Genomic DNA, 23973 nt, shown 5'->3' on the forward strand with positions numbered 1-23973 from the left:
TTTTTGTGGTTTTTCAACATGGATAATGAACTCTAAATTCTTGTTTTTGGTAAATGGCATCCATTAAAAATGAATGTCATCAGGAGTAATCCCTAGCTCTTTAAACTTCGTACGATAAACTCTATATTCAGATAGATATGTCATAATGTAGTCTGAAATCTGCTCATTTATAGTGCTTCTATTTCAGCACGAGTTAGCGTTTCAATTTCTGAATTGTACATGAATGCATACCTCTTCCATTATTTTATTGATTTTTTTAAAGAGATAGAGTAATTAGCAACTCTAAAAAACACATAAATATACCCAAAAATTTAACAACCGTTACAAAAACGTTATATAAATAAACATTACTCTCCTTCAATTAACCTTAAATCAATAACTCAAAAGTGTACTATGCATCCACTTATTCAGTTTTGATAAGGAGATGTTTATTTTCCTACCTCATACACTTCCGTTTCTTTCATCTCCTTAGGTTAATTTAAAAAAGTCTTTCTAATTTATTAACTATTACATGTAATTATTTTATATTATCCAGAAAAATGAGAAAATTTACTATTACCCAAATGGGTCATTTTATATCAAAAAGTAATTCATTTTATTTTAAAATGTTATATAATCAAAAAAAGTTAACATGGAGGAAAGCCTATGAAGGATATGTCTAACCCCAGCTACAAAAAAATTTTATCTTTTATGGATGAAATTACTTTTTCTAATGAAAATTTCCGTGAAAAAGTACTACAGACCTTTGAGAATTTATTTGGTTACTGCCAATCTATTTTTTGGTTATGTGATGATAATAATGACTTGTTCGAACCTATTACGTTAAATATAGATAAATATGTTATGGATGATTATCTTAATAACTTTTATCAATTAGATTTGCTAGTCCCAAAATATAATATGCAAAAAGCAAGTAAACAAAATGTTATAAAAAACCTTGATTTACTTCCGCCTGAATTATATGAAAAAAGTGTATACTACAATGACTTCATGTTAAAATATGGATTTTATTATGATGTGGGTGTTTTTTTATATGATAGAAACAGTATTAAAGGTGTTCTGAACTTCGTTAGATCCAAAAAGGAGAAGCCTTTTAGTACATCCGATATTATGTGTTTAGAGGTTATTTCTAGGTTCTTATCGCAAAAAACAAGCGATTTCCCTTATCATTCTGTAAGCGTTCCCAAAGAAAACCTAATTAATCCTTTGAAAAATAAGATTCTGGCTAGTTCTCAAGATCTCAGACAACCAGATTTAACATTAAAAGAAGCAGAAATATTACAACTGGTTCTAAAAGGGCATACCAATATCACCATTGCCAGCGAACTGTTTATTAGTGTTAACACAGTAAAAAGACATTTGCAAAATCTTTATAGAAAGTTTGATGTCTCAAACCGAACAAGTTTATGCTATAAAATTGTTAAACCTTAAACACAATCAAAAAAACCAGAAGGTCCCCAACACCCTTCTGGTTTTCATATTAATTGCCTTACAAGTAATTTTTTTCTTCGTCATTTACAATGAAAAAATCCTTATTATAAAGATTGCCCCACCCTTATTGATGGGAGAATCACTTATGTACTGCCGTATCCAATCAGGCGTTTCTCCATGTCTTTTCAAAATATAAGAAAGCTGTATAGAATCTTTAATAGGAAGTTACCTCTTGTGCTTAATAAGAATCCACACATCACTCTTTCCAATTAGTTCTGCAGCTGTTCATAACGATTCCAGTTCACCGATTTTTCCAGCACGATTGATATCAATACGCCCATTATGAGCCCATTCGTCAAAAATGGCTGTAAAAGCGTGGGAACGTTCGAAAATGCATTAGGCAGGATGTTCATCAAGCTCACTCCAATCAATACTGGTACGGCAAGCCTGAATATCGTGTCTGAAGTGAAATGCTGGCCCTTGACGCTATTGAAAGCCGTACCGAACAGCTGAAGGTAAGCAACGAACAATACTGCATTCCCGACTGTTATCGGCATGGTGGCCAGGAAAGCGATGAAAGGAGGAATGAGCCCAATTATGGTCAATAACATGCCTCCAAGTAAGAAGGGCCTTCGCTCATAGATTTGTGTGCTCTGCAAAAATCCGATGGATGAAGTAAAAGGTGTATACGGAACAAGTCCAAGAAACGGAGCGAAAATGGTAAAACCGCCAGTCATGAATAAAGAATTTCGATACTGCTTGTGTTCAGCTTCATCACCGATTAATTCCGATGCGGCTTGAATGGAAGCGAACGTGTTACACAAATTCAGTAATCCTGCAAAAAAGGAAATCGCTATGATCCCGAATTCCAGGTTTGGAGCACCTAATGGGAAAAATGAAAATGAAGCACCCGTCGATCCCATTTCTCCCCCGGCCTCCGGAAATAGCAGCTCGTAAAAAATCCATCCCACCATAATCCCGATCAATATGGAGAAATTGCTTATGGTCCTTGGTCCTTTTATCTTTAATATACTTACTAAAAGTACAATCCCCACTGATAGGAAACTGACCGGGATGTTAATTTCCCCATTCTCCGTAATCCCCAGCATCCCCTTGAAAAAGACAAAGATGAGCTGGAACGTCAGAAGGAATAAATAAACCGTCATGACCATGGGGGTGAAAATCTTCTGGACAAAAGAAATTAGGTTGAAGGCAGCAATAATGAGGGTCACGACACCAGCAGCAATGAGGCCAGTAGCAATTCCCCCTCCAATCTCAGCATAACCGAGCCCTATGGATGGTGCTGATAACCCTAAATTCAGCATCACTCCCCACAATAGACCGGAGTGCCCTTCCATAAGTGGATACTTATGCCCCTTCCACCCCTGAAACACGCAAGCGATCCCGGTGAAAATGAGCGAGCTTCTCATGGTCATTTCCGTAACATTGGGAGGAAGATCAAAAGCTGCGCCAATCGATATGGGCACTACTACCGTATTTGCAAAAATAAAAAACAACCATTGAAAAGAAGAAAATAGAGTCACAGAAGAACTCCAACTTTTCATAGATTCCATCTCCTTTGAACATGATACTTTTGAAGCTCATGGTGAATTTCAATTGCCCTTCCGTTGAAAAAGGCGATAAGACCGCACCATGCTATAAACGCGGTTACAGGATGGTCTGCTGCCATTGCTGGACAAATGGTCAATGTCATATGACCTTTGCAGACGCATTCAAAATGATAACGTTACCATTAATAGTAACAAAGACTGCGGCTCCCTGCTAATTTGTTTGCTTGACTAAGGCTGCAAGGCAAATGGACAAGCAGAAGCCAATCCGTTAAAAATATTTCGGTGGAATATGATAATGACATGGGAGGAAGTCCTTAACCAATATAGAAAAAAATCACTTCCACAGCATATAACATAAGTAAGTAAAAGTACATGGAATCGAAAGCCGTTCCATAACCAAAACGAAAAAGGAAATCCGGAAGTATCCAGAAATCCTTTTTGGTTTAGTCTTACCGTTCAATTGATTGCTTTTGTTTATATAGTGAACCGGAAACCAAGTTTCCTTTGTAAATGACCGCTTTACGTTCAGAACGCCTGGCAATCGCCTCTGCAGAACAGCTTGCGTCAACTAACACCAGACTTGCGGCATCTCCCGCTTTCGGCCATACCTGGTTCCCCTTTTCGTCCAATGGGGTTTTTCCGCCGGTTATATACCCGAGTGTTCGGGAAAGTGAGACTTCATCAATCCATTTGAAACGTTCTGCGAGCCTTCCTGCTCTCTCCAAGATGTCACCATTCCCAAGTGGGGACCATACATCAAAGATATTATCATTTCCTACTGATACTTCAACCCCTCTTTCATGTAATAAATCAACAGGGGGCATCTGCCTGTTAATAGGGACACTGGTGACGATGGAAATCCCTGCATCCCTAAGAATGTCAGCCAAATCATAGGCTTCTTCCTTAGATAAGTCCCCGATACCGAAAGCATGGCTTAATGCTACCCTGCCTTCCCAGCCCGCCTGCTTGGTCAGAGCTGCTAAACGTTTCATTGTGAACGTGCCCAGATGGCCTGGATCATGCAAATGCAAGTCCACATCAGCGTTCGCTTCCACTGCTAAATCCATCAATTGAACCAGCGATGCTTCAATATTGTTATCGACTGTGGCTGGATCCACCGCCCCGACAATTCCTGCTCCGTTTCGCAATGCCTCCCTGACAAGCTTGACAGAACCGGAACGCAATAATCCGTGCTGCGCAAATGCGACGATTTCTGAACTGAGTCTATGAGAATATCCAGCAAGCGCCTGTTGTACCTGCTCTAAGTTTTGCAACCCCACTTCCGGATAAATATCAACATGAGTCCGTATATGTGCAGAGCCAGAAGCTAAAAGGATTTCCAGTAAAGATTCAGCACGTTTACATGTGCTTGTTGCAATGGAAGGCAAAACCCTCTTCTCATTTTCAAAGCGTTCAATGACACTTGAAGAAGGAGTGCACGCTCTCCAAACATCCCCCATCAGTGTCTTATCAAGATGAACATGCTTTTCGATGAAGGATGGTAACGCCAGCAATCCTTTTGCATCTTCCACCGGCAAATCTTCATGTATGGCTTCCCCATCTTTGACAATCTTCGTGATCCTTCCATCCTCCATCAACAGATGAAATAGCCCGGTCATCGTTCCTGTAACTCTTTCATTCTCTTTCCGGTAACCACATTCCAAACGAACATTCTTTAACCAATAGATTGTGTTCATGATCTTCATCCCTTCTTGAAATAGACCTTCAATTCGACTTCAAGGCAGATTCGCGATCGAGTCCGCCGTAAACCAGATTTCCATTGACCATAACCGCAGCACGTTTCGATCTCCTGGCAACCGCCTCGGCAGCACATGATGCATCCACAAAAACCATACTTGCATCATTTCCCACTTGCGGCCATAAACGATTTCCTTCAGGGTCCAGTGTCTTGACCCCTCCCGTAATGAATTGGAGCGATTGAGACAATGCATACTCGTCCTTCCAGTTGTACCTCTCGGCCAATCGGCCTGCCTTTTCCAGCATATCTCCTGTACCGAACGGGGACCAGGAGTCATAAAAGCCATCGCATCCGAGAGCAACATGAACATTTTTTTCATGCAGTGAATCAATCGGGGGAATGACCCTGTTGATCGGAACTGTAGACATGATGGCTACCCCCAGGTTAGATAATTCACTGGCCAGTTCATTTGATTCTCCTATTGAAACATCACCAAGCGCAAAAGCATGACTGATGGCCGCTCTGTTTTTCCACCCTGCTTCATCGATCAAAGAAGCCAGTTTCTTGATCGTATATAAACCTAGATGACCGGGATCATGTATATGAATATCAATATCTGCATCAAATTCAACGGCCAAATCGACCATTTCAAATAGGGAAGCTTCTATATTATTATCCACGCCGCCAGGATCCAGGCCGCCCACCAAAGACGCCCCTTTCATCGCTTGTCTCATCAACCCTTTTGAATTCGTTCTTAGCAGTCCATGCTGCGGGAAAGCCACGATCTCGTATGTCATTTTCCCTTTGAAACGATATAATGCGCTTTGAATCTCTTCCAAGTTCTTCATACCGATGTATGGATCGATGTTAACATGCGTCCTTACATGCGTCGCCCCGCCGCTTAACAATAATTGAAGCATCCGTTCAGCCCGGAGCCGACCGGTTTCAGCCAGTTCAGCAAGCTCTTTTGCTTCTAACTTTAAGCGTTCGATTAAATTCGGAACCGGAGTGCATGACTTCCATGGCAGTCCTAAATAAGTCTTGTCAAGATGGTTATGCATCTCCTTAAAAGGAGGAAGTGCAAGCAGCTTTCCCGCGTCGTGAACAGGATCATCCGTTTTCAAAGGCATACTTGAAGCCAATTGCAATTCCTTTATGATCCCATTTTTTATATACATGTTGTATGCAGCTGTCTTCGTCCTATCAATTCGTTCATTCTCAAAAACAAATCCACTATCAAGTGTAACGTTTGTAAGCCAGTATGCTTCATTCATCAAATCACTCTCTTTAAAAGAAGATTAAACACCTGTCGTCTCAAAAGATGAAATAGATCCGCTAACAACATTGCCCCTGAAGATGACAGCGGCCCGCTTTGCCCTTCTAGCCACCGCTTCCGCAGAACAACTGGCATCAAGCAACACGATATTCGCCTCATCACCGACATTAGGCCATGCCTTGACCCCGTCTTGGTTTAATGGGGTCTTCCCTCCTGTTATGAATTGTAGGCTTTGCGCTAAGGATCGTTCTTCAATCATGCGAAACCTCTCGGCAAGGCGACCGGCCTTTTCCAGATTGTCCCCGATGCCAAAGGGTGTCCAATGATCATTGATGCTGTCATTACCTAATTCGACTTTCACCCCTTTTTCATGAAGCAGGGGGATGGGAATCGTTCTGAAGATCGGCACTGTGGATGTAATCGATATTCCTGTTTCCGAAAACCTTTCGGCTATGCCTGTTGCGTCCGGGACTGAAAGATCTGCCAAACCGCTTGCGTGGCTAACCGTGACCCTTCCTTGCCAGCCTGCGTCTTCAGTCAGTGAAGCGAGGCGCTGCATCGTGAAGAGTCCAAGGTGATCCGGATCATGTAAATGGACATCGATATCGGAATTATATTCAACCGCGATATCCATGATTGTTTCAAGTGATCGCTCTATGTTTTCATCAATGGTGGCGGGATCCACGCCGCCTACCAGATTCGCGCCATTCTTCATGGCCTCCCTTATCAAACCGACGGAATTGCTGCGTAATAGTCCATGCTGTGGGAATGCGACGATTTCATACGTCAATTTATCCTTATATCCTTCCAGTGCCTGAATGGTGGCTTCCAAGTTTTTCAGACCTATAACGGGGTCAATGTTGCAATGTGTGCGTATATGGGTAGATCCGAAGTCCAATAATAAATCCAGCATTTTTTCCGCTCTTACTTTAGCAGTAGGCAATAATTCTGGCAGTAAGACCTGCTCTTCTTCTATCCGGGTTTTCACGCCATTAATGGCAGGCATGCAAGCCTTCCACGGACCGCCATAGTAGGTTTTATCAATGTGGATATGCATTTCCTTAAACGAGGGGACCATCAGGAGACCGTGAACATCATGCTGTGGATCCTGATCCGTTATCGATTCCTTCGCTAATAAAATCGAGGATATTTTTCCATTTTCAATCTTGATGTGGTAATTTCCGGTTTCAGTGCCGGTGATCGTTTCATTTTCATTATAAGTAAAACCATTTTCCAAGCGTACATTCGTCAACCAATACGATTGAGACATTAAACTCACCCTTCCACTCCAGATTGAATATGCATCACTTTCATTATAGTTCTAAAAATCAACAAATAATTTCAGAATTTTTACTCGTTTTTATGTTATTTTTACTTATTACGGCAAAGAAAAAAAGCTCACCCTATTGGATGAACCTTTTCTTCTTATTTCCCCATCACTTTATCGTTACGTCATTTATTTCCAGATAGCCTGAAGGGCTGATTGAAAATCCTTTTACTTCTTTAGCGACTGCAGCAACATTTTCTATGACCCTTACAGGAATATACGGGGTGTCACCCATCTCGATTTCCTGTGCCTCTGCGTACAGTTCTTTGCGTTTCCCTTCTTCTTTTTCCTTCCTGGCGGCATCTATTAAACGATCAACCTTTTCATTACTGTAAAAGAATGTATTTCCTGCCGCTCCCTGTGATTCCGTATGAAATAGATTATATTGATTATAATCGGCATCACCGGTCGCGTTTCTCCAACTGATGATGAACATTTCCGATTGCCCTTTATTCACTTGTTCAACGAACGAACCGTACTCCATCACCTGCACCTTCAAATTAATCCCGATACCTTTTAGTTGGGATTGCAGGACCTCGGCCAAGTTAACTCTTTCTTTACTGTCCATTGTCAGGATGGTTGCATCCAAGCCTTCTGAATATCCAGCTTCGGCCATCAGTTTCTTCGCTTCCTTCAGATTGTAATCATAAGCTTCGAGATCTTCGTTGTAACCGAATACTTTAGAGCCCATCAAGGAGTTCGCCTTCACTCCCACATTATTAAAGACACCCTTGATGATCGAGTCCATTTCAATGGCATGGGCGATGGCTTTACGGACCCTTACATCATTGAACGGTTCTTTATTGACATTGAAACCTAAATATTCGGTACCATACCCTTCACTGCGGTAAACATCCATTGCCGGTGAAGATTCAACCTGGTCCATGACAGCTACAGGAAGAGGCTCTGCGATTTGCGCTTCACCGGTTTCAATCATCGATATCCTCGTGGAGTCTTCCGGGACGACCTTGAAGATGACCTTGTCCACTTTTGGCTCGTCTCCCCAATAGCTGTCGTTTTTCGTCAATGTGATTTCCTGCCCTGGGGACCATGAATCAAAAACGAAAGGACCGGTTCCATTCGGTTCCTGGATGATCTTTTTTCCATACTTTTCAATCGTTTTCGGACTGATGATTCCGCCTTCGTGATTCGCCAATATGGAAAGGAGAGGGGAAAATGGCTCCTTTAAAATGAATTGCACGGTAAATTCATCAACCGGTTTCACCTCTTTTACCATTTCGAACACTACTGCCCTGGGAGAAGCTACCTTCGGATCTAATAGTCGATCAAACGTCTTTTTTACTGCGTCTGCATTAAATGGCGTGCCATCATGAAACTTTACATCTTCCCTAAGCTTGAATTCCCAGGTCGTGTCATTTATTTGCTTCCATTTTTCTGCTAGCATTGGCTGTATCTCACTATTCTCATCCCGTTGTACAAGACCTTCATAGACTTTATGGTGAGTGACGCTAGCGGCGTTAATCGTGGACATGAACTGCTGATCCAAATTCTCAGCGTCGGATAAGCGGGCAATGACCAATGTCCCCCCTTTGTTTGATGCCCGGTTCGGATCACTTGCCGTTGTGTTTACGTCATTGTTAGAAGAACAGCCCGTAATGATGATAGCCATGATCATGACTAGAAAAAGCTTACCTGTCCCACGTTTTAACCCCATGGTCTTCTACCTCCCAATTTCATTTTTCGAACATTTATCTAATTATAGGAAATATTCTGACTACTTATTTCGAATATCTTTACTATGTTTTTCATTTTCTTTACTTGTTGTCATAAATCGCTTCCGTCTCGCTTAACGATTCCACGACCTTGAATGATGGCTTAAACAATTCTTTCTCGGGAAGCTCCTGATAATCTCTTTCCATATATCCTCTTCTCATCTTCTTATAATATTGTTGTCCCTTATATTTGATTTCCGTTAAATCCAGATTGGGGATTATTTGATCCTTCATGACTACCTTTCCATTTATGATGGATAATTTAACGTCCCTTCCAGACCCGCTTACGAACATGGTTCGAATGGGATCATCGATTACCCCCATATGAAAACTGTCCAAGTCAATCGCGATGATATCCGCCTTGGCCCCCGCTGCGATGCGTCCTAAATCGTTCCTGCCAAGAAAAGCGGCCGCATCAATTGTGGCTGACCGAAAGAAATCGGCATAGACAGAGCCTTCCGTTTCTCCTTCCACCATCCGCGAGAGCATGCTGCCTGTCCTGACATTCTGGAACATATCAGGAGGGAATGTGTCCGTTCCAAGGGCGATATTGATCCCAGCCCGTTTATATTTAGCAAAAGATTCCAACGCCTCCCCATGCCTCCCAATGATCAGAGGGCAATGAATCACCGTTGTATTCGTTTCAGCAAGCAGCGCCAAGTCATCACCCTGTCCATATTTCGCTTTACTATATCCTGAAACAAAGTGGGCATGCGGGATCCCTGTTCTTGGACCGAGAAAGCCAAGGTCGTACAAATATCTGATCGGTGTAACTTGATGGGCTTTCCAGATGGTGTTGAATTCAAAACTTCCTTGTGCAGCATGCAGCTTTATCGGTACGTCCAATTTTTCGCCGTAATATTTAATCTGCTTTAATTGATCTGCCGTTTGGGACTCTATCCGTTCTGGGGCAAGCATCCCTCTGACCATGCCATCATAAGCTCCATCGAATTTTTCTACAAACTCGACCGCTTTCCGTAATCCCGCTTCCCCGGCTTTTTCATCCCAATGCAGTTTAATATTCCCGTTAGGCTGGACGACTCTCATTCCTGATTGGAAACTCGGACCAAGGTAAATCCTTAACCCCAATCCAGCTGCATGTTCTGCCGCAGCTGCCAATTCATCATAGGTTTCTGCCCAGCTTTTATAAAAAACGGAAGTAATGGGCATCGCCGTCGTCACGCCATGAAGGATGAGTTGTGAATAAGCATATAGTGATTTAAAAGCTTCTTCTTCCTCTGTCATTAATTCAGGATGTCCGCTTTTTATATAATTCTCTGACCAGAGAAGGTTTTTCTGTCTGGCGGCATCGGCTTCAAAATGTAAAATATCATGGTCAATGTCCCCTAATGCATTTAAATCTATGAACCCGGGACTGATAATGGCATTACCGGCATCCATTACCTCGTCCACTTCTTCTGGATAATTTTTTCCCACATACAGAATCGTGTCTTTTTCATAAATGATTTCTGCGTTTTCCAAAATGACATGATCGCATCCATCATACCCAATTACATATCTTCCTTTAAGCTTGGTTTTCATCTTATTCCCCTTTCACCATTGCGGCAGCGTCTTCTCTTTCGTCATATCGCTTTTCATCTACATATGCCCTGGCATGGCCCCAGAAATATTTCGTCGGTTGCATATACTTTTCAAGCCCCGCACGCTTTATCGTTGAAAAGGCCTCCTCATTCGCTTCATCAAGCACTGTACTTTCATGGACCGTCCGTACATTCCTCCCTTCCATGATTAATTTCCCATCCACGATGACATGCTCCACATCATTCGCCACTGCTTGAAATACAAGCCGGTGTACATGCATGAATTCAGGGGTCAGATGAGGCTGATGCAGATTGACCGTAATGACATCCGCTTTTTTCCCGATCTCAATGGAGCCTATTTCATCATCCCAGCCAATGCATTTCGCAGCATCTATCGTGATCATTTCCAAAAGCTTGCCTGGCGGTAAATAATAGTAGTCCCTAAGCGCTGCCTGGTGAACAAACTGTGTTTTCCTCATTGCCTGAAACATATCGAAACTTGTGGAAGGGGAAGTCCCATCCGTGGAGATTGCCACAGTTGCACCCATCTCCAATAATTCAGTTATCGGGGTACGGGCATGAACCTGGCCAAATCCAGGTGATGCACTGACGTTGGTACCTGTTTCTGCCAGTATTCTTGCCTCATCGAAGGAAATGCCCCGACAGTGCTGTAAATGGACATCTGGACCCAATAGGGCATTTTCCTTATCCTGTATCGCTAAATGAATCATTCCGCCAAAGGCATCAGAGTGAATGCGTGTGTTATATTTCCTGGCAATCTCCCTTATTTTCTTCGCTTGATAAAGGTCATGATCAGTCAGCCCATAAAGCCTGTCAGGAGATGTGGGATTCGAGGGATCCACGGATGTCACGATGACAAATGGTGTAATGAAGGCTCTCGTGCGGTCTTCATTCGCATGGTTCAGCGCCTCGATTACAGCTTCCGCCCCCTGTAGCACTTCTTCATAAGAAACTTCCTTTACCACTCTCTTTCCGTCAATCCACCGGCTGAACGAATGGGGCCATGGGGGGTTGCAAGGACCCGTGCATACCACTTCCCTGATCCCCACTTCGGCGTATGCTTTTGCATGATTGATGGCAAAAATCGGTTCATCGGACCGCGGCATCGATCCTAACACGCTCACCCCAGTTGTCACGCCCGCCTTTAATCTCTCAAGTGAGGATAGCTTTCCTTCGTAATACCAAAAGTCATCTGTAACAAAATGCTTGTACGCATTCGTCATGATGGGCATCCAAAAATCAATATTCTCCATTGCGATCGTTTTGAACATGGAATGTCCCCCATGCCCATGAACATCTATCAACCCCGGCAATATGCATTGATGGCTGCAATCGATGACTTTTACAGCCTCATACTGCAATTTCAGATTTTCGGTGGAATCAACGGCTAAAATCCTTCCTTGATGTATGGCGACGGCGCCATCCGGCAGAATTCTCCTGTTTTGATCCATGGTTATCACGGTCCCATGGATTAGCAGTAAATCTATCATATTTTTCCCTCCTAATTGAGAAGACAGCATAACATCCTTATGCTGCCTTCCTTTTGTGATGAATTCCTACTTCACGGTTACGTCATCAAGCATTAAATAATTTGCCGGATTCAGCCAAAGTCCTTTAACCGTTTCGCCATATACGGCCAGGTGTTCATAGTTACGGATAGGAACATATGGAACTTCTTCCCTTTCAATTGCTTGTGCCTTGGAATATAGTTCCTTACGTTTATCGCCATCCGATTCTTTACGTGCATTTTCAATCAATTTATCCACTTCCGGGTTGCTGTAGAATGAACTATTTCCCGCAGCTCCTTGGGATTTGCTATTGAAAAGATTGAATTGATTATAATCTCCATCCCCGGTGGCATTGCCCCAGCCGCCTATCGCTACCTGGTGCTCGCCCTTGGCTGTCGCGTCAATGTAAGCCCCATACTCAAGGACTTCAATCTTGACCTTGATTCCAATTCCTTTTAACTGGGATTGAATCACCTCGGCCATATTGATCCTTTCCTTACGATCACTCGTCGTCAGTGTAAACTCCAAACCATCCTTGACCCCCGCTTCAGTCAAGAGCTTCTTCGATTCATTAATATCGTAGTCGTAGCCTTTTATATCCGGATCATAACCAAACACCTTTGGGCTCATTGTTGAATTCGCCCTCGTACCGACGTCGTTATAAACCCCTTTGATAATGGAATCGACCTCGATGGCATGAGCGACCGCCTTACGGACCCGTACATCATCAAAAGGTTTTTTCTTAACATTGAAGCTTAAGTATTCAACGGCAAGTCCCTCCGTGCGATATAAATCCATCGTGCCCGACGCTTCGATCCTATCAATCTCGGTAACTGGCACTTGATCTGTCACATGTGCTTCACCCGTTTCAATCATCGCAATCCTCGTGGCATCTTCAGGGACAACCTTGAATACCACCCCATCGATCTTAGGCTTATCTCCCCAGTAATCCTTGTTTTTCGAAAGTGTGATTTCTTCACCAGGCTTCCACGATTTAAAAACGAATGGCCCTGTCCCAACGGGGTTTTGTGCCAATTTGTCACTATTTTCCTTAATCGCTTTAGGGCTGATGATGCTTCCTTCATTACTCACTAAAATCGATAACAGCGGAGCATAAGGATATTTCAGCTTGAATTGTACGGTCGTTTCGTCAACGACTTTAATTTCTTTGATCATTTCCAATTTACCAGCCTGCGGCGAAGCTGTTGCCGGGTCCAGTATCCTGTCGAAATTTGTTTTCACCGCTTCGGCATTGAATGGGGCCCCATCATGGAATTTGACTCCCTCCTGCAATTTAAACTCCCAAGTGACATCATCCAGCTGTTTCCACTCTTTTGCGAGCAGCGGTTTAGGATTCATGTTTTTGTCAGGAATGACCAATGTTTGATAAACCTTTTCATAAATGACGTTTGCAGATGGAATGTCTGTTATGAAATGAGGGTCCAGGGTAGTCGCGTCAGATAATCGCGCGACGATTAGCGTTCCTCCTTCTTTCGCTTTTTCCTCTGTTTCCTTGCTGCCGGTTTGTTCTGTTGCACATCCTGATAAAACGGATGAGATGCCTAATAAAGAGGCAAAAAGCAACCCAATCATACCTTTTCTCATTCTATTTCCTCCCTTTTCAACCTGCCTTTGTTTATCCAAGTAACTTTCAGCTATGAGTACATCGGGCTTACTGTAAATTATAAAAAAAAACCGAATTTTATATTTTCAGAATCTTTACTCATTTTTTAATTATCTTTACTGCTTTTCCGCATCATATTTACTTCAATCCCTTTTTTGAATAAATTGAATGAAAGAAAAGGAGGAAATCCAATGAAGCCAGAGGTCGTCATCAATAATACCGAATTGAATGTAAAAGAAAGAAAATCTCCGAAACTAAGACACTGGAAAGCCTTTTATAAAAAATTCAAGCGAAATAAATTGGCATTGGTAGGCGGGTACATCGTACTTTTTTATATTTTATTGGCTATCTTTGCACCTTTGATCTCACCGCAGGATCCGTATGAAATTGATTTAGTCAACAAACTCCAGCCTCCGTCAGCCGAGCATTGGATGGGTACGGATGATAAGGGAAGGGATATTTTAAGCCGATTATTATATGGAACACGGCTTTCATTAACGGTTGGATTTGTCTCTGTATTTTTCGGGGCGTTCATTGGCATACTCCTCGGGTTAACAGCTGGTTATTACGGAAAATGGATTGATACCGTCATTATGAGGATTGTCGATGTTCTGCTGGCTTTCCCGGGAATACTGCTTGCTCTTGCCATCATTAGTGCCCTTGGTCCGAGTTTAATCAATGTAATGGTAGCGGTCGGCGTCTTTTCGATACCGATGTTTGCCCGGATTGTACGGGGTTCCACATTGTCAGTCAGGAAGCTGGAATATATCGATGCCATTCGTGCATTGGGAGCGACTGACTTCACGATCATATGCAAACATATTTTTCCGAATATTCTATCACCTGTCATCGTTCAAGCTACGTTACGTCTGGCAACGGCCATTCTGTCGGCAGCCGGATTGTCATTCCTGGGACTGGGAGCCCAGCCGCCCTCTCCAGAATGGGGAGCGATGCTGAGCAGCGGTCGGGATTATTTGTTCAGTGCCCCCCACATCGCTTTGTTTCCGGGGATAGCGATATCAACACTGGTACTTGGCTTCAACATCTTCGGGGACGGACTTAGAGATGCCCTGGATCCAAGAATGAAAAAATAAGGAGGAGAGAAAATGTTCGTATTCATTATCCGACGGGTACTTCAAACGATACCGGTATTACTGGGAGTAAGTCTTGTTGTTTTCCTCATCATGCAAATGGTCCCGGGAGATCCGGCAACACTGCTTGCAGGTGAAGGAGCGACTAAAGAAACAATTGAATCGCTGCGGCATGAGCTTGGCTTGGATCGTCCAATCCTCTATCAATATGTTGACTATGTCCTTCATGCCGTTCAAGGTGACTTTGGGGAATCACTCCGCAGCAGCCGCCCTGTTTTGGACGAAATCATGGTCCGCTTGCCCATCACCCTTGAACTGGCACTTGCCAGCATATTCATAACCGTTGTGCTTGGAATGATCGCAGGAATCATCTCGGCTACCAAGCAATACTCGGCAGCTGACATTTCCATCATGATCGTTGCTTTATTGGGAATCTCGTTACCTAGTTTTTGGCTGGGCCTCATGCTTATCTACTTCTTTTCCGTGAACCTTCATTTGTTTCCGGTTTCAGGTTGGGGAACTTTCAGCCACATGATTCTCCCTGCCATAACCCTTGGGGCCGGAGGGGCGGCCATTGTAGCCAGGATGACCAGGTCGAGCATGCTTGAAGTCGTTCGCCAGGACTACATCCGGACCGCGAGAGCCAAGGGATTGAAAGAATATATCATCATTTATAAACACGGCCTGAAAAATGCGCTCATCCCCGTCATTACCGTCGTTGGCCTTCAGTTCGGTGCACTCCTTGGCGGCACGGTATTGACAGAGTCCGTTTTTGCCATCAATGGACTTGGGAGATTGATAGTCGATGCAATCAGAACGAGGGATTTGCCGATGGTCCAAGGCGGGGTCCTCATCGCTTCCGTTATCTTCGTATTCATGAACTTGGCAGTGGATGTCCTCTATCGATACTTTAACAAAAGAATAGACTTGAACTAAGGAGGTATGATGATGAAACAGGTTGCTGATAAAATACTGGAGGTAAAAAACCTGCAGACCCACTTTTTCACTGATGAAGGAACGAGTAAAGCAGTCAATGGGATCAGTTTCTCCCTTAATAAAGGGGAAACGCTTGGAATCGTCGGGGAGTCGGGAAGCGGGAAAAGCATAACATCGCTCTCATTGTTAAGGCTCATTCCAGCGCCACCCGGCAAGATTGCCGGTGGCAGCATCCTTTTTAAAGGGGAGGATTTGCTTACGAAGTCTGAAAAACAGATGCGGTCCATACGCGGGAATGAAATTTCGATGATTTTTCAGGAGCCGATGACATCATTGAATCCCGTATATTCAGCGGGCGAGCAAATTGCGGAAGCGATCCGGCTCCATCAAAAGCTGGGAAAAAAGGAAGCATGGAATAAAGCCGTCGACATGCTTCGGCTCGTCGGGATCCCCTCACCTGAAAAGAGGGCAAAACAGGAGCCGCATGAGCTAAGCGGCGGAATGAGGCAAAGGGTCATGATTGCGATGGCACTTGCCTGCCACCCTGAAGTTTTAATAGCGGATGAACCTACAACAGCACTGGATGTGACGATCCAAGCCCAAATCCTCGAACTGATCAAGACGCTGCAAAAGGATTTCGGGACGGCTGTCATTTTGATTACACATGATTTGGGTGTCGTATACGAAACCTGTGATCGGGTTGCCGTCATGTACGCAGGGAAAATCGTTGAATACACCTTGGCCAAGGAAATATTCACAAACCCAAAACATCCTTACACCATTGGTTTATTGAACTCCCTTCCGCGTCTGGACATGGACCAGGAAGAACTGACTACAATTCCCGGGACCGTTCCAAGTCCTTACAACATGCCCAAGGGATGCAGCTTCGCTCCCCGCTGCGCACATGCGAGGGGCATTTGTGAACAGGCCGTACCGGATCTCCAGGCTATCGGCCCAAGCACCGAGGTCAGCTGTTGGATGTTCACCCCCCAATGGGAGAAGGAATATGACGCTCAAGAGAAGGTGGGAATTTAATGATGGGTGTACCAGCTGCAGAGAAAAAGGTTCTGCTTAAAGTGGATCAATTGAAACAATATTTTCCGATCAAGGGCGGGTTTTTCGGAAGAACCATCAATCATGTTAAAGCCGTTGATGATATTACCTTCGATATCCATCAGGGCGAGACCTTAAGCATAGTCGGCGAATCCGGCTGCGGAAAATCGACTACCGGAAGGGCCATCCTTCGTTTGGATGAACCAACAAGCGGGAGCATTCACTTTCAGGATAAGGATTTACTGAGTTTAGGAAAAAAAGAAATGAGGCGTACCAGGAAGGATCTGCAAGTCATTTTTCAAGATCCATTTGCCTCCCTTAATCCGAGACAGACGATCGGCAAAATTCTCGGAGAAGCTTTGGCCATCCAAAATGTAGTACCTAAAGAAAACCGAAAGAGCCGGATTGAAGACTTATTGGGACATGTCGGGCTGAGACCGGAATCCATGGAAAGATACCCGCATGAATTCAGCGGCGGCCAGAGACAGCGGATCGGCATTGCGCGGGCTCTGGCAGTGGACCCAAAATTGATCATATGTGACGAAGCTGTATCTGCACTGGATGTCTCCATTCAAGCGCAAGTGCTGAATTTATTAAAATCCTTACAGCGCCAGTTCGACCTTACCTTTCTTTTCATCTCACATGATTTAGGCGTGGTCAGACATATCTCGGATCGGGTAATGGTCATGTATCTCGGAAAGATAGTCGAAATAGCAGATAAAAAGTCCATTTTCGAACAGCCGCAGCATCCATATACAAGGGCATTGCTATCGGCCATCCCAGTACCGAATCCTGTGCATGAAAGAGAACGGATCCTATTGACGGGTGATGTCCCCTCACCCATCGACCCTCCAAGCGGCTGCCGCTTCCATACACGGTGTCCTTTTGTACAGGATATCTGCAAAACACAGCTGCCTGAACTAAAAAGATCGGCACAAAATCATCAAGTGGCTTGTCACATTGTGTCATAACCTGTAGATTTCCGAAGGGGTCTTTAGTATGATACTAATAAACAGAATAATTCAAGTTATTTAAAAATATAACCAGCAGAGGTTCTCCATGCTAAGTTACGAAGGATTCACATTAATTATCATGCTCTTCATTTTAGCTCCCATCATGGGAGCTATCGCTCTTTTATTTCTATTCATATTCGAGAAAAGGATCGACCTTCTTGAAAATAAAAACAAAGAGATCCGCCTGGAGCAAGCACTGCAAGAAGCACAGTATAATAAATTGAACCAGCAAATCCAGCCACACTTTTTGTTCAATACACTGAACGTCATACTGGGCTTGGCCCGCCTGAACAGGACGGCTGAATTGATACGGGCCTTAGAGGCATTTTCGCAATTCCTGAAATTCAAATATAAAGTATCAGAACCGTTGATCCCCCTTTCCCAGGAAATCCAGTATACCCAGCATTATCTCGACATCCAGACCCTTCGCTTCGGTGATCGGCTCAAGATTGACATGGAGTGCCCAGAACCATTATCAATCGCACTGGTCCCACCCTTCATTCTCCAGACATTGGTGGAGAATTCGTTTAAACACGGTTTGGAAAAAAAAGTGGGTGAAGCCCTGCTGCATATCCGGTTTTACCTGGATTCGCAGATAGTATATCTGGAAGTGGCGGATAATGGATTAATGGGAAATGAATCTTCCGTTACGGACGAAGGCGGCCATGGCCTGGATAATATCCAAAAACGTTTATATTTGTATTTTAATGACCGTGCACAATTGAATATAGCTTCTAATGAATCGGGAACTAAGGTAGAGGTATCATGGCCACTGGTTTTTGATAAGAAATTGGAGGAGGCGGAGCCGGAATGAATGTATTATTAGTTGATGACGAACCATTGGTCCTTGAACAAATGGAATATATGATTCAGTCCATCTACCCTTTTTGGAAGTTTTACAAAGCTGCTGATGCCTGTCAGGCACTGACCCTCAACCAAAATCATAAAATCAACCTCGCTTTCCTGGATATTAATCTACCGGGGCGATCTGGTCTTGAATTTGGTGAAGACCTAAGGGCACTGAACAAAGAAGTCGAAATCATAATGGTGACCGCGCATCAAAGTTTCGATTATGCCCAGCAATCCATCAGGATAGGCGTTGTTGATTATTTAACGAAACCCGTAATAGAAAGTGATTTGCATAAAGTCCTGGCCAAGTATGACAAAAGGGAATCTTCTCATAACTATTCCACCCTTATTCACCATTCGCTTTCATTCATTCATGAAAATTATGCCGAAAAACTCTCCCTTTCGGACATCGCTCGTGAAGTGCATACCAATCCGACTTATTTAAGCAGGAAATTCCATGAAGAAGTCGGCACTTCCTTTTCGGAATATTTAATGCACTATAGAATAAAGGCCGCTAAAAGGGCCTTAACCAATAACACCAGCTGGAGCATATCAGACGTCGCTGAAAACTCGGGTTTCAATAGCCAGCATTATTTCAGCACTTTATTCCGGAAGATAGAGGGAATCACACCCAAGGAGTTCCGCGAGAAAGGAAAATGAACATTGCGATCACGTACATTTCAAGAATACGTACAAGGCCCCATTCAAATCGGGATGGGTTTAGGGATCATCTCCCTCCTGGCACGCTGGGTGACAGGAACCACAATATTATCCTCCCCTGAATCGATGGTGAAATATGGAGTTTTCGGAGGGATCGGATACGCCCTGATGGGAGCGATCGCCCTGTCCATGTTCAGCTTCATCGGGAAAAGGGTTCGGCAGGATTTCCCAGTGGGGTTGACCATCGGGGACTATTTAAAAGCCCGGCTTCACCCCCTCGGATATTGGATATTGATCGTGATTCTGGTCATAACCAGTTTACACATCTTATTCATTCAGGGAATGGCTGCGTCCACCCTATGTCAGTTTCTTTTCGATACCCCGCTCTATGTCGGATTGTTCTTTTTTTTCGGTTTTTGTGTCCTTTATGCTGGATTCGGCGGGTTAAAGCTCATTCATGGATTCGCCGCTTTTCAAGTCATCTTCATGTTTGCCGCGGTAATCTTGATTCCTTTATACTTTTTCGTCAAGGAAGGGATTCAGCCTGTTTATGATGGGATTCGTTTATACCATCCATACATGCTCGTAATCAATAAGTATGATCTATGGAGTTTTCTTTTAGCAGGACTTCTTGTCGGGTTCGGCCAGTTTTTCTTTGACCTGACATCATGGCAGCGATTATTCATGATGGAAATGAAAAAGGTTCCCTTAACATTCTCTTTATCCGGCCTTATCTGGATCATATTCCCGCTCTCCTTTTCATCCCTGTTCATCATGGTTATCTTTACGGGCGGCTTCACTGATATACACTCGATCCTGGCTGGATTGGCAAACAAAATAACGACACCATTCTTTTTCATCCTTTTTGTGCTATGCGCTTTCAGTGCAATCACCTCAACATTCGGTGCCTGCCTGCATTCATTGGTAAGCCTGATCGTAGCCAATATTCTTGAACCACTAAAAACAAAAAAAAGCGACCAGCAAAAAATAAGGATGGCCTGCCTGCTTTCAATCTGTATCGGAGGATTGGTTTTCGTTGCTACACTCTTCTATTCCCCAAACCTATTAGAGCTCTTATTTTATTCAGGCAATATATATTCAGCATTGCTGGCCCCAATCCTGGTTATCGTATTCAGCAAAGGGAAAGTCGCTGATTACATACCGATAAGCGCGGTCCTGGCCATTGTGGCTTCATACATCATCCGGCCTTATGTAAGTGAATTCCAAAGCATATGGTTTAGCGGATTGGCTTCATTGACGATCATGGTGATTTGTATGATCCTTACCCTCATCAAGAACAAATGGAGGTCCGTGAAAACAAAACGGGATTAAGAAGGCGGATGGCAAAGTGGTTACATAACAAACTATGTAATCACCTCTGCGTGTATTTGGCTCCGCAGGTCTTGAGAGAATTCAATATCACACAAATAAAAAAAGCCTAATCTTTATAGATCAAGACAGTTTGTAGAAAAAAGCTAAGTTAATTGAACGGAAGGTGCGAGACTCCTGCTTAGAAAAGCGCGTCCAAGGGAGACCCCGCAGGCGCAAGAAGCGCCGAGGAGGCTCCCGGACCGCCCGCGGAAAGCGAGTGCCTGGAGTGGAAATCAAAATAGCAAAATCAAAGACTCTTACCCTTTAAATCAAGGTTCATCGCAAAATATCCAAATCAAGTGCCTCTATTAGCTTGCCACCTTTCTGAAATACCGATAAACCTTTTCCAGCTTTTGAGTCTGTTTCCCCTTTGGGCTTTCCATATTACCGAATTCGAAAAACTTCACTTTTTTGATTCCGACAAAATTGAATAACGCTCTTTTCATCAAGATTTTATGCGCATCATTCAACCAGAGAAGTGGATACTTTGCAGGTCCCTTCATCGTGGACACACATACGACCGACTTTCCCTTTAGAAGACCCTCTGGGAACAAGCCCTTTTTATCCCTGTAAGCAAAATTCGCAGAAAATAATTGATCAATGTATCCCATTAGCATTGCCGGAGGCCTCCCCCACCAGATTGGATAGACAAAGACAATCTTGTCGGACCAGGTAATTTGATTTCTATATTTTTCAAGCTGAGGATCACGATGCATATCACGCCTTCGTTTATGCTCATTGAACTCCAAGAGCGGATTAAAGCCCTCTTCATATAAATCCAAGACCTGCAGTCCCTTTATGTTGGGGTTCTCGTTACTGCCTTTGATGACTTTTTCTAAAAAAGCATGGCTTAAGCTTTCATGATTTGGATATGTGTAGATGACCAGCACGTTCATGACGTCCCCCCCCTATTTACTTATCAATTAATAACAATAATATAACAGCGCCATTTTTGTTGTCAAATGATAATTGTATTTTGATAACTCTTTTGATATCTTCACAAGAGAGGTGAAAGTTATGGACAAAAAAGCTCTTTTTGAAAAAATGGTCACATTTACAACTTCCGTACATCAAGTGACACACGAATTGACCCAAAACGCCAAATCCGATTCCATCACGCCGGTACAATATAAAATTCTTGAATATATAACAGTCAGTCAGCCTGTCACACCAAGTGAAATCAGTGACTGTCAGCACATCTCCATGCCTAACACGAGCCGTGAACTGAAAAAATTAAGCGAAAAGAATTTAATTGAAAAAATAAGTGATTCGGAAGATAGACGGAAACAATACATCCGCCTCTCCAAAGAGGGGGAAATGATGATGAACGAGGCTTTTGCAATCGTGGAATCCCGTTTCCAAAGCCGGCTGCAACATGCATCAAAGGAAGATTTAGCGGATATTGACCGTGCCCTGGACATTCTTCAAACAAAACTTTTTTACTAAATAAACAAAAACGGCTCCCGAGATTGAAGTTGACAAAGAATCAACTTCAATCTCGGGAGCTCCTTCATAATCTCCATTATAATTAGGTACCGCAAAAGGTCCGGTATGGTTTTGTTGACTCAGGCAGTGCGGCGTATTCAGCTTGTTCCTCGCAGTGTGCATAAGGTTTTGCAAGAACATCCAAAAGCCGTTCCATCACACTGTAGTCCCCTTGTTCCACTGCCGCTTCCAACGCCTCTTCCACCCGGTGGTTCCGTGGGATCACTGCAGGATTGCTGTTCTGCATCAATTGATTCGAAGATTCTTTCGATTCCTTCTGCCTGCCCAGTCTTGCCTGCCAAAGCTCTTGCCACTGAGCGAATTCCGGTGTACCGAAAAGGACCGTGTCCTCCACTTTATCAAAGGTCAAAGCACGGAACGTATTGGTATAGTCGGCACCATGCTTCTTCATCATACTGAGGATGCCATTAATAAGGGCTTCATCCTGAGTCTCTTCGTTGAATATCCCCAGTTTCGCCCTCATTCCTGCTAACCAATTAGCGTGATACAGATCATTAAAAACAGAAATCTTATCCTGGGCCAGTGTAACGGCCTGATCTTGGTCATCATGCAACAGCGGCAATAGGGACTCAGCGAATCGTGCAAGATTCCATCCCCCAATAACCGGCTGGTTACCATAGGCATAGCGGCCTTGTCTATCAATTGAACTGAATACCGTTGCAGGATCATAGGCATCCATGAAGGCGCAAGGGCCATAATCGATGGTTTCCCCGCTAATCGTCATGTTGTCGGTGTTCATCACCCCATGAATGAAGCCAACCAGCTGCCATTGGGCGATAAGCTCAGCCTGACGCTTGACCACTTCCTGCAGCAGCGAGAGATAACGGCTTTCATCGGCTTCAATGTCTGGAAAATGACGCTTAATGGCATAGTCGGCAAGTGTCCGGAGTTCCTCGAGCGTGCCCCATTTTGCAGCGAATTGAAAGGTTCCGACACGAAGATGACTCGAAGCCACACGGGTCATGATGGCACCAGGCAGCCCGGTTTCACGGATTACCGTTTCACCTGTCGTCACCACAGCCAAACTTCGGGTGGTAGGAATGCCGAGCCCGTGCATCGCCTCACTGATGATGTATTCGCGCAGCATCGGTCCAAGCGCAGCCCGGCCATCGCCCCCGCGGGAGTATGGCGTTCTTCCTGGACCCTTCAGCTGGATATCGACCCTCTCGCCATCTGGCAAGACCTGCTCGCCAAGCAATATCGCCCGGCCGTCCCCTAACATGTTAAAATGACCGAATTGATGCCCAGCATATGCTTGTGCAAGAGGCGAAGCACCTTCGGGAATCTCGTTTCCGGCAAACACCGCCACACCATCTTCGCTTTGAAGCTTTTGAACGTTTAAACCAAGAGAATCCGCCAAAGGTTCATTCAGAATGATCAACTCCGGTGAACGTACAGGAGTCGGGTTCGTGCTTGTGAAAAACTTTTCCGGAAGACGCGCATAGCTATTGTCTAAATTCCATCCTGTTTCATTAGTCATGGTTTCTCCTTTTCTTATTTTGACTTTTGTATAAATGTTCTTTCTCTCAAGATTCATATTAAAACACGCGATAAAACTCAGTTGCAGTCCATATTAATGTCTACTTCTGCCAATTAATTATACCGTTTCTGCATAAAAATGGCTCTTTTAAAGTCATGTAAAATCATTGGCGCCTTCCGGGATTTCATAAAACGATTGTGTAAAGCGCCAATAACCTCCCTGTCCCTTAGAAATAAAGAAAGCAGGTACCCTTACTGGGTTCCTGCTTAAGAATATCTTAGTC

Annotated in this window: 19 protein-coding genes; 9 read left to right on the forward strand and 10 right to left on the reverse strand. The window is 43.8% G+C overall.

Annotated features, from left to right (window positions below; translation table 11 throughout):
* Positions 1-645: 645 nt before the first annotated feature.
* The gene (locus MKY17_RS23250; protein ID WP_339200853.1) at positions 646-1431 is read left to right on the forward strand and encodes a LuxR C-terminal-related transcriptional regulator; all 786 of its coding nucleotides are present in this window, start codon (positions 646-648) and stop codon (positions 1429-1431) included.
* Between the two features lie 269 nt (positions 1432-1700).
* On the opposite strand, the gene MKY17_RS23255 is transcribed toward MKY17_RS23250, so the two are convergent.
* The 8 genes from MKY17_RS23255 to MKY17_RS23290 form a co-directional block, all read right to left on the reverse strand.
* Positions 1701-2996, reverse strand: coding sequence for a uracil/xanthine transporter (locus MKY17_RS23255; RefSeq protein WP_339200855.1), 1296 nt, complete (start codon positions 2994-2996; stop codon positions 1701-1703).
* Between the two features lie 455 nt (positions 2997-3451).
* Entirely contained in the window at positions 3452-4699 is a 1248-nt protein-coding gene (locus MKY17_RS23260) for an amidohydrolase (RefSeq protein WP_339200856.1), read from the reverse strand.
* A 28-nt stretch (positions 4700-4727) separates the two neighbouring features.
* Positions 4728-5975 carry an amidohydrolase gene (locus tag MKY17_RS23265; RefSeq protein ID WP_339200857.1) on the reverse strand — a complete coding sequence of 416 codons (1248 nt, stop codon included), beginning with the start codon at positions 5973-5975 and terminating at the stop codon, positions 4728-4730.
* A gap of 24 nt (positions 5976-5999) precedes the next feature.
* A complete protein-coding gene (locus MKY17_RS23270) occupies positions 6000-7247 on the reverse strand; it encodes an amidohydrolase family protein (RefSeq protein WP_339200858.1) in 1248 nt (415 codons plus the stop codon).
* Between the two features lie 166 nt (positions 7248-7413).
* Positions 7414-8979: a glutathione ABC transporter substrate-binding protein gene (locus MKY17_RS23275; RefSeq protein ID WP_144528796.1), complete on the reverse strand. Its 1566-nt coding sequence runs from the start codon at positions 8977-8979 to the stop codon at positions 7414-7416.
* Positions 8980-9079: 100 nt separating this feature from the next.
* The gene (locus MKY17_RS23280) at positions 9080-10579 is read right to left on the reverse strand and encodes a chlorohydrolase family protein (protein WP_339200860.1); all 1500 of its coding nucleotides are present in this window, start codon (positions 10577-10579) and stop codon (positions 9080-9082) included.
* Between the two features lies 1 nt (position 10580).
* Positions 10581-12089, reverse strand: a complete 1509-nt coding sequence (locus tag MKY17_RS23285; protein ID WP_141994081.1) for an amidohydrolase family protein — start codon at positions 12087-12089, stop codon at positions 10581-10583.
* Positions 12090-12155: 66 nt separating this feature from the next.
* Positions 12156-13712, reverse strand: a complete 1557-nt coding sequence (locus MKY17_RS23290) for a glutathione ABC transporter substrate-binding protein (protein ID WP_339200862.1) — start codon at positions 13710-13712, stop codon at positions 12156-12158.
* Between the two features lie 210 nt (positions 13713-13922).
* Here MKY17_RS23290 and nikC point away from each other — a divergent pair, with 210 nt between their 5' ends.
* The 7 genes from nikC to MKY17_RS23325 all read left to right on the forward strand — a co-directional run bounded on the left by nikC (position 13923) and on the right by MKY17_RS23325 (position 20665).
* The gene (gene nikC / locus MKY17_RS23295) at positions 13923-14825 is read left to right on the forward strand and encodes a nickel transporter permease (protein ID WP_053536318.1); all 903 of its coding nucleotides are present in this window, start codon (positions 13923-13925) and stop codon (positions 14823-14825) included.
* A 12-nt stretch (positions 14826-14837) separates the two neighbouring features.
* Entirely contained in the window at positions 14838-15758 is a 921-nt protein-coding gene (nikB, locus tag MKY17_RS23300) for a nickel ABC transporter permease (RefSeq protein ID WP_034304259.1), read from the forward strand.
* A 9-nt stretch (positions 15759-15767) separates the two neighbouring features.
* The gene (locus MKY17_RS23305) at positions 15768-16793 is read left to right on the forward strand and encodes an ABC transporter ATP-binding protein (protein WP_339200863.1); all 1026 of its coding nucleotides are present in this window, start codon (positions 15768-15770) and stop codon (positions 16791-16793) included.
* A complete protein-coding gene (locus tag MKY17_RS23310) occupies positions 16793-17782 on the forward strand; it encodes a dipeptide ABC transporter ATP-binding protein (protein ID WP_339200864.1) in 990 nt (329 codons plus the stop codon). Before MKY17_RS23305 ends, MKY17_RS23310 begins: the two co-directional genes overlap by 1 nt.
* Positions 17783-17870: 88 nt before the next feature.
* Positions 17871-18638, forward strand: coding sequence for a histidine kinase (locus MKY17_RS23315; RefSeq protein WP_339200866.1), 768 nt, complete (start codon positions 17871-17873; stop codon positions 18636-18638).
* A complete protein-coding gene (locus MKY17_RS23320) occupies positions 18635-19333 on the forward strand; it encodes an AraC family transcriptional regulator (RefSeq protein WP_098373799.1) in 699 nt (232 codons plus the stop codon). Before MKY17_RS23315 ends, MKY17_RS23320 begins: the two co-directional genes overlap by 4 nt.
* 3 nt (positions 19334-19336) lie before the next feature.
* Positions 19337-20665 (forward strand): transporter, encoded by a 1329-nt coding sequence (locus MKY17_RS23325; protein ID WP_144548760.1) that lies wholly within the window; start codon positions 19337-19339, stop codon positions 20663-20665.
* A gap of 347 nt (positions 20666-21012) precedes the next feature.
* Here MKY17_RS23325 and MKY17_RS23330 read toward each other — a convergent pair whose 3' ends face one another.
* Entirely contained in the window at positions 21013-21600 is a 588-nt protein-coding gene (locus MKY17_RS23330; protein WP_339200869.1) for an NAD(P)H-dependent oxidoreductase, read from the reverse strand.
* Positions 21601-21721: 121 nt separating this feature from the next.
* Between MKY17_RS23330 and MKY17_RS23335 the strand changes: the two genes are divergently transcribed.
* Positions 21722-22150 (forward strand): MarR family transcriptional regulator, encoded by a 429-nt coding sequence (locus tag MKY17_RS23335; RefSeq protein ID WP_076372141.1) that lies wholly within the window; start codon positions 21722-21724, stop codon positions 22148-22150.
* Between the two features lie 82 nt (positions 22151-22232).
* Here the strand turns inward: MKY17_RS23335 and MKY17_RS23340 are convergent, their stop codons facing one another.
* A complete protein-coding gene (locus MKY17_RS23340) occupies positions 22233-23690 on the reverse strand; it encodes a YdiU family protein (protein WP_339200871.1) in 1458 nt (485 codons plus the stop codon).
* Positions 23691-23973: the final 283 nt, after the last annotated feature.

Source organism: Peribacillus sp. FSL P2-0133, from assembly GCF_037975445.1.
In the GTDB taxonomy this organism is placed as follows: domain Bacteria; phylum Bacillota; class Bacilli; order Bacillales; family DSM-1321; genus Peribacillus; species Peribacillus simplex_E.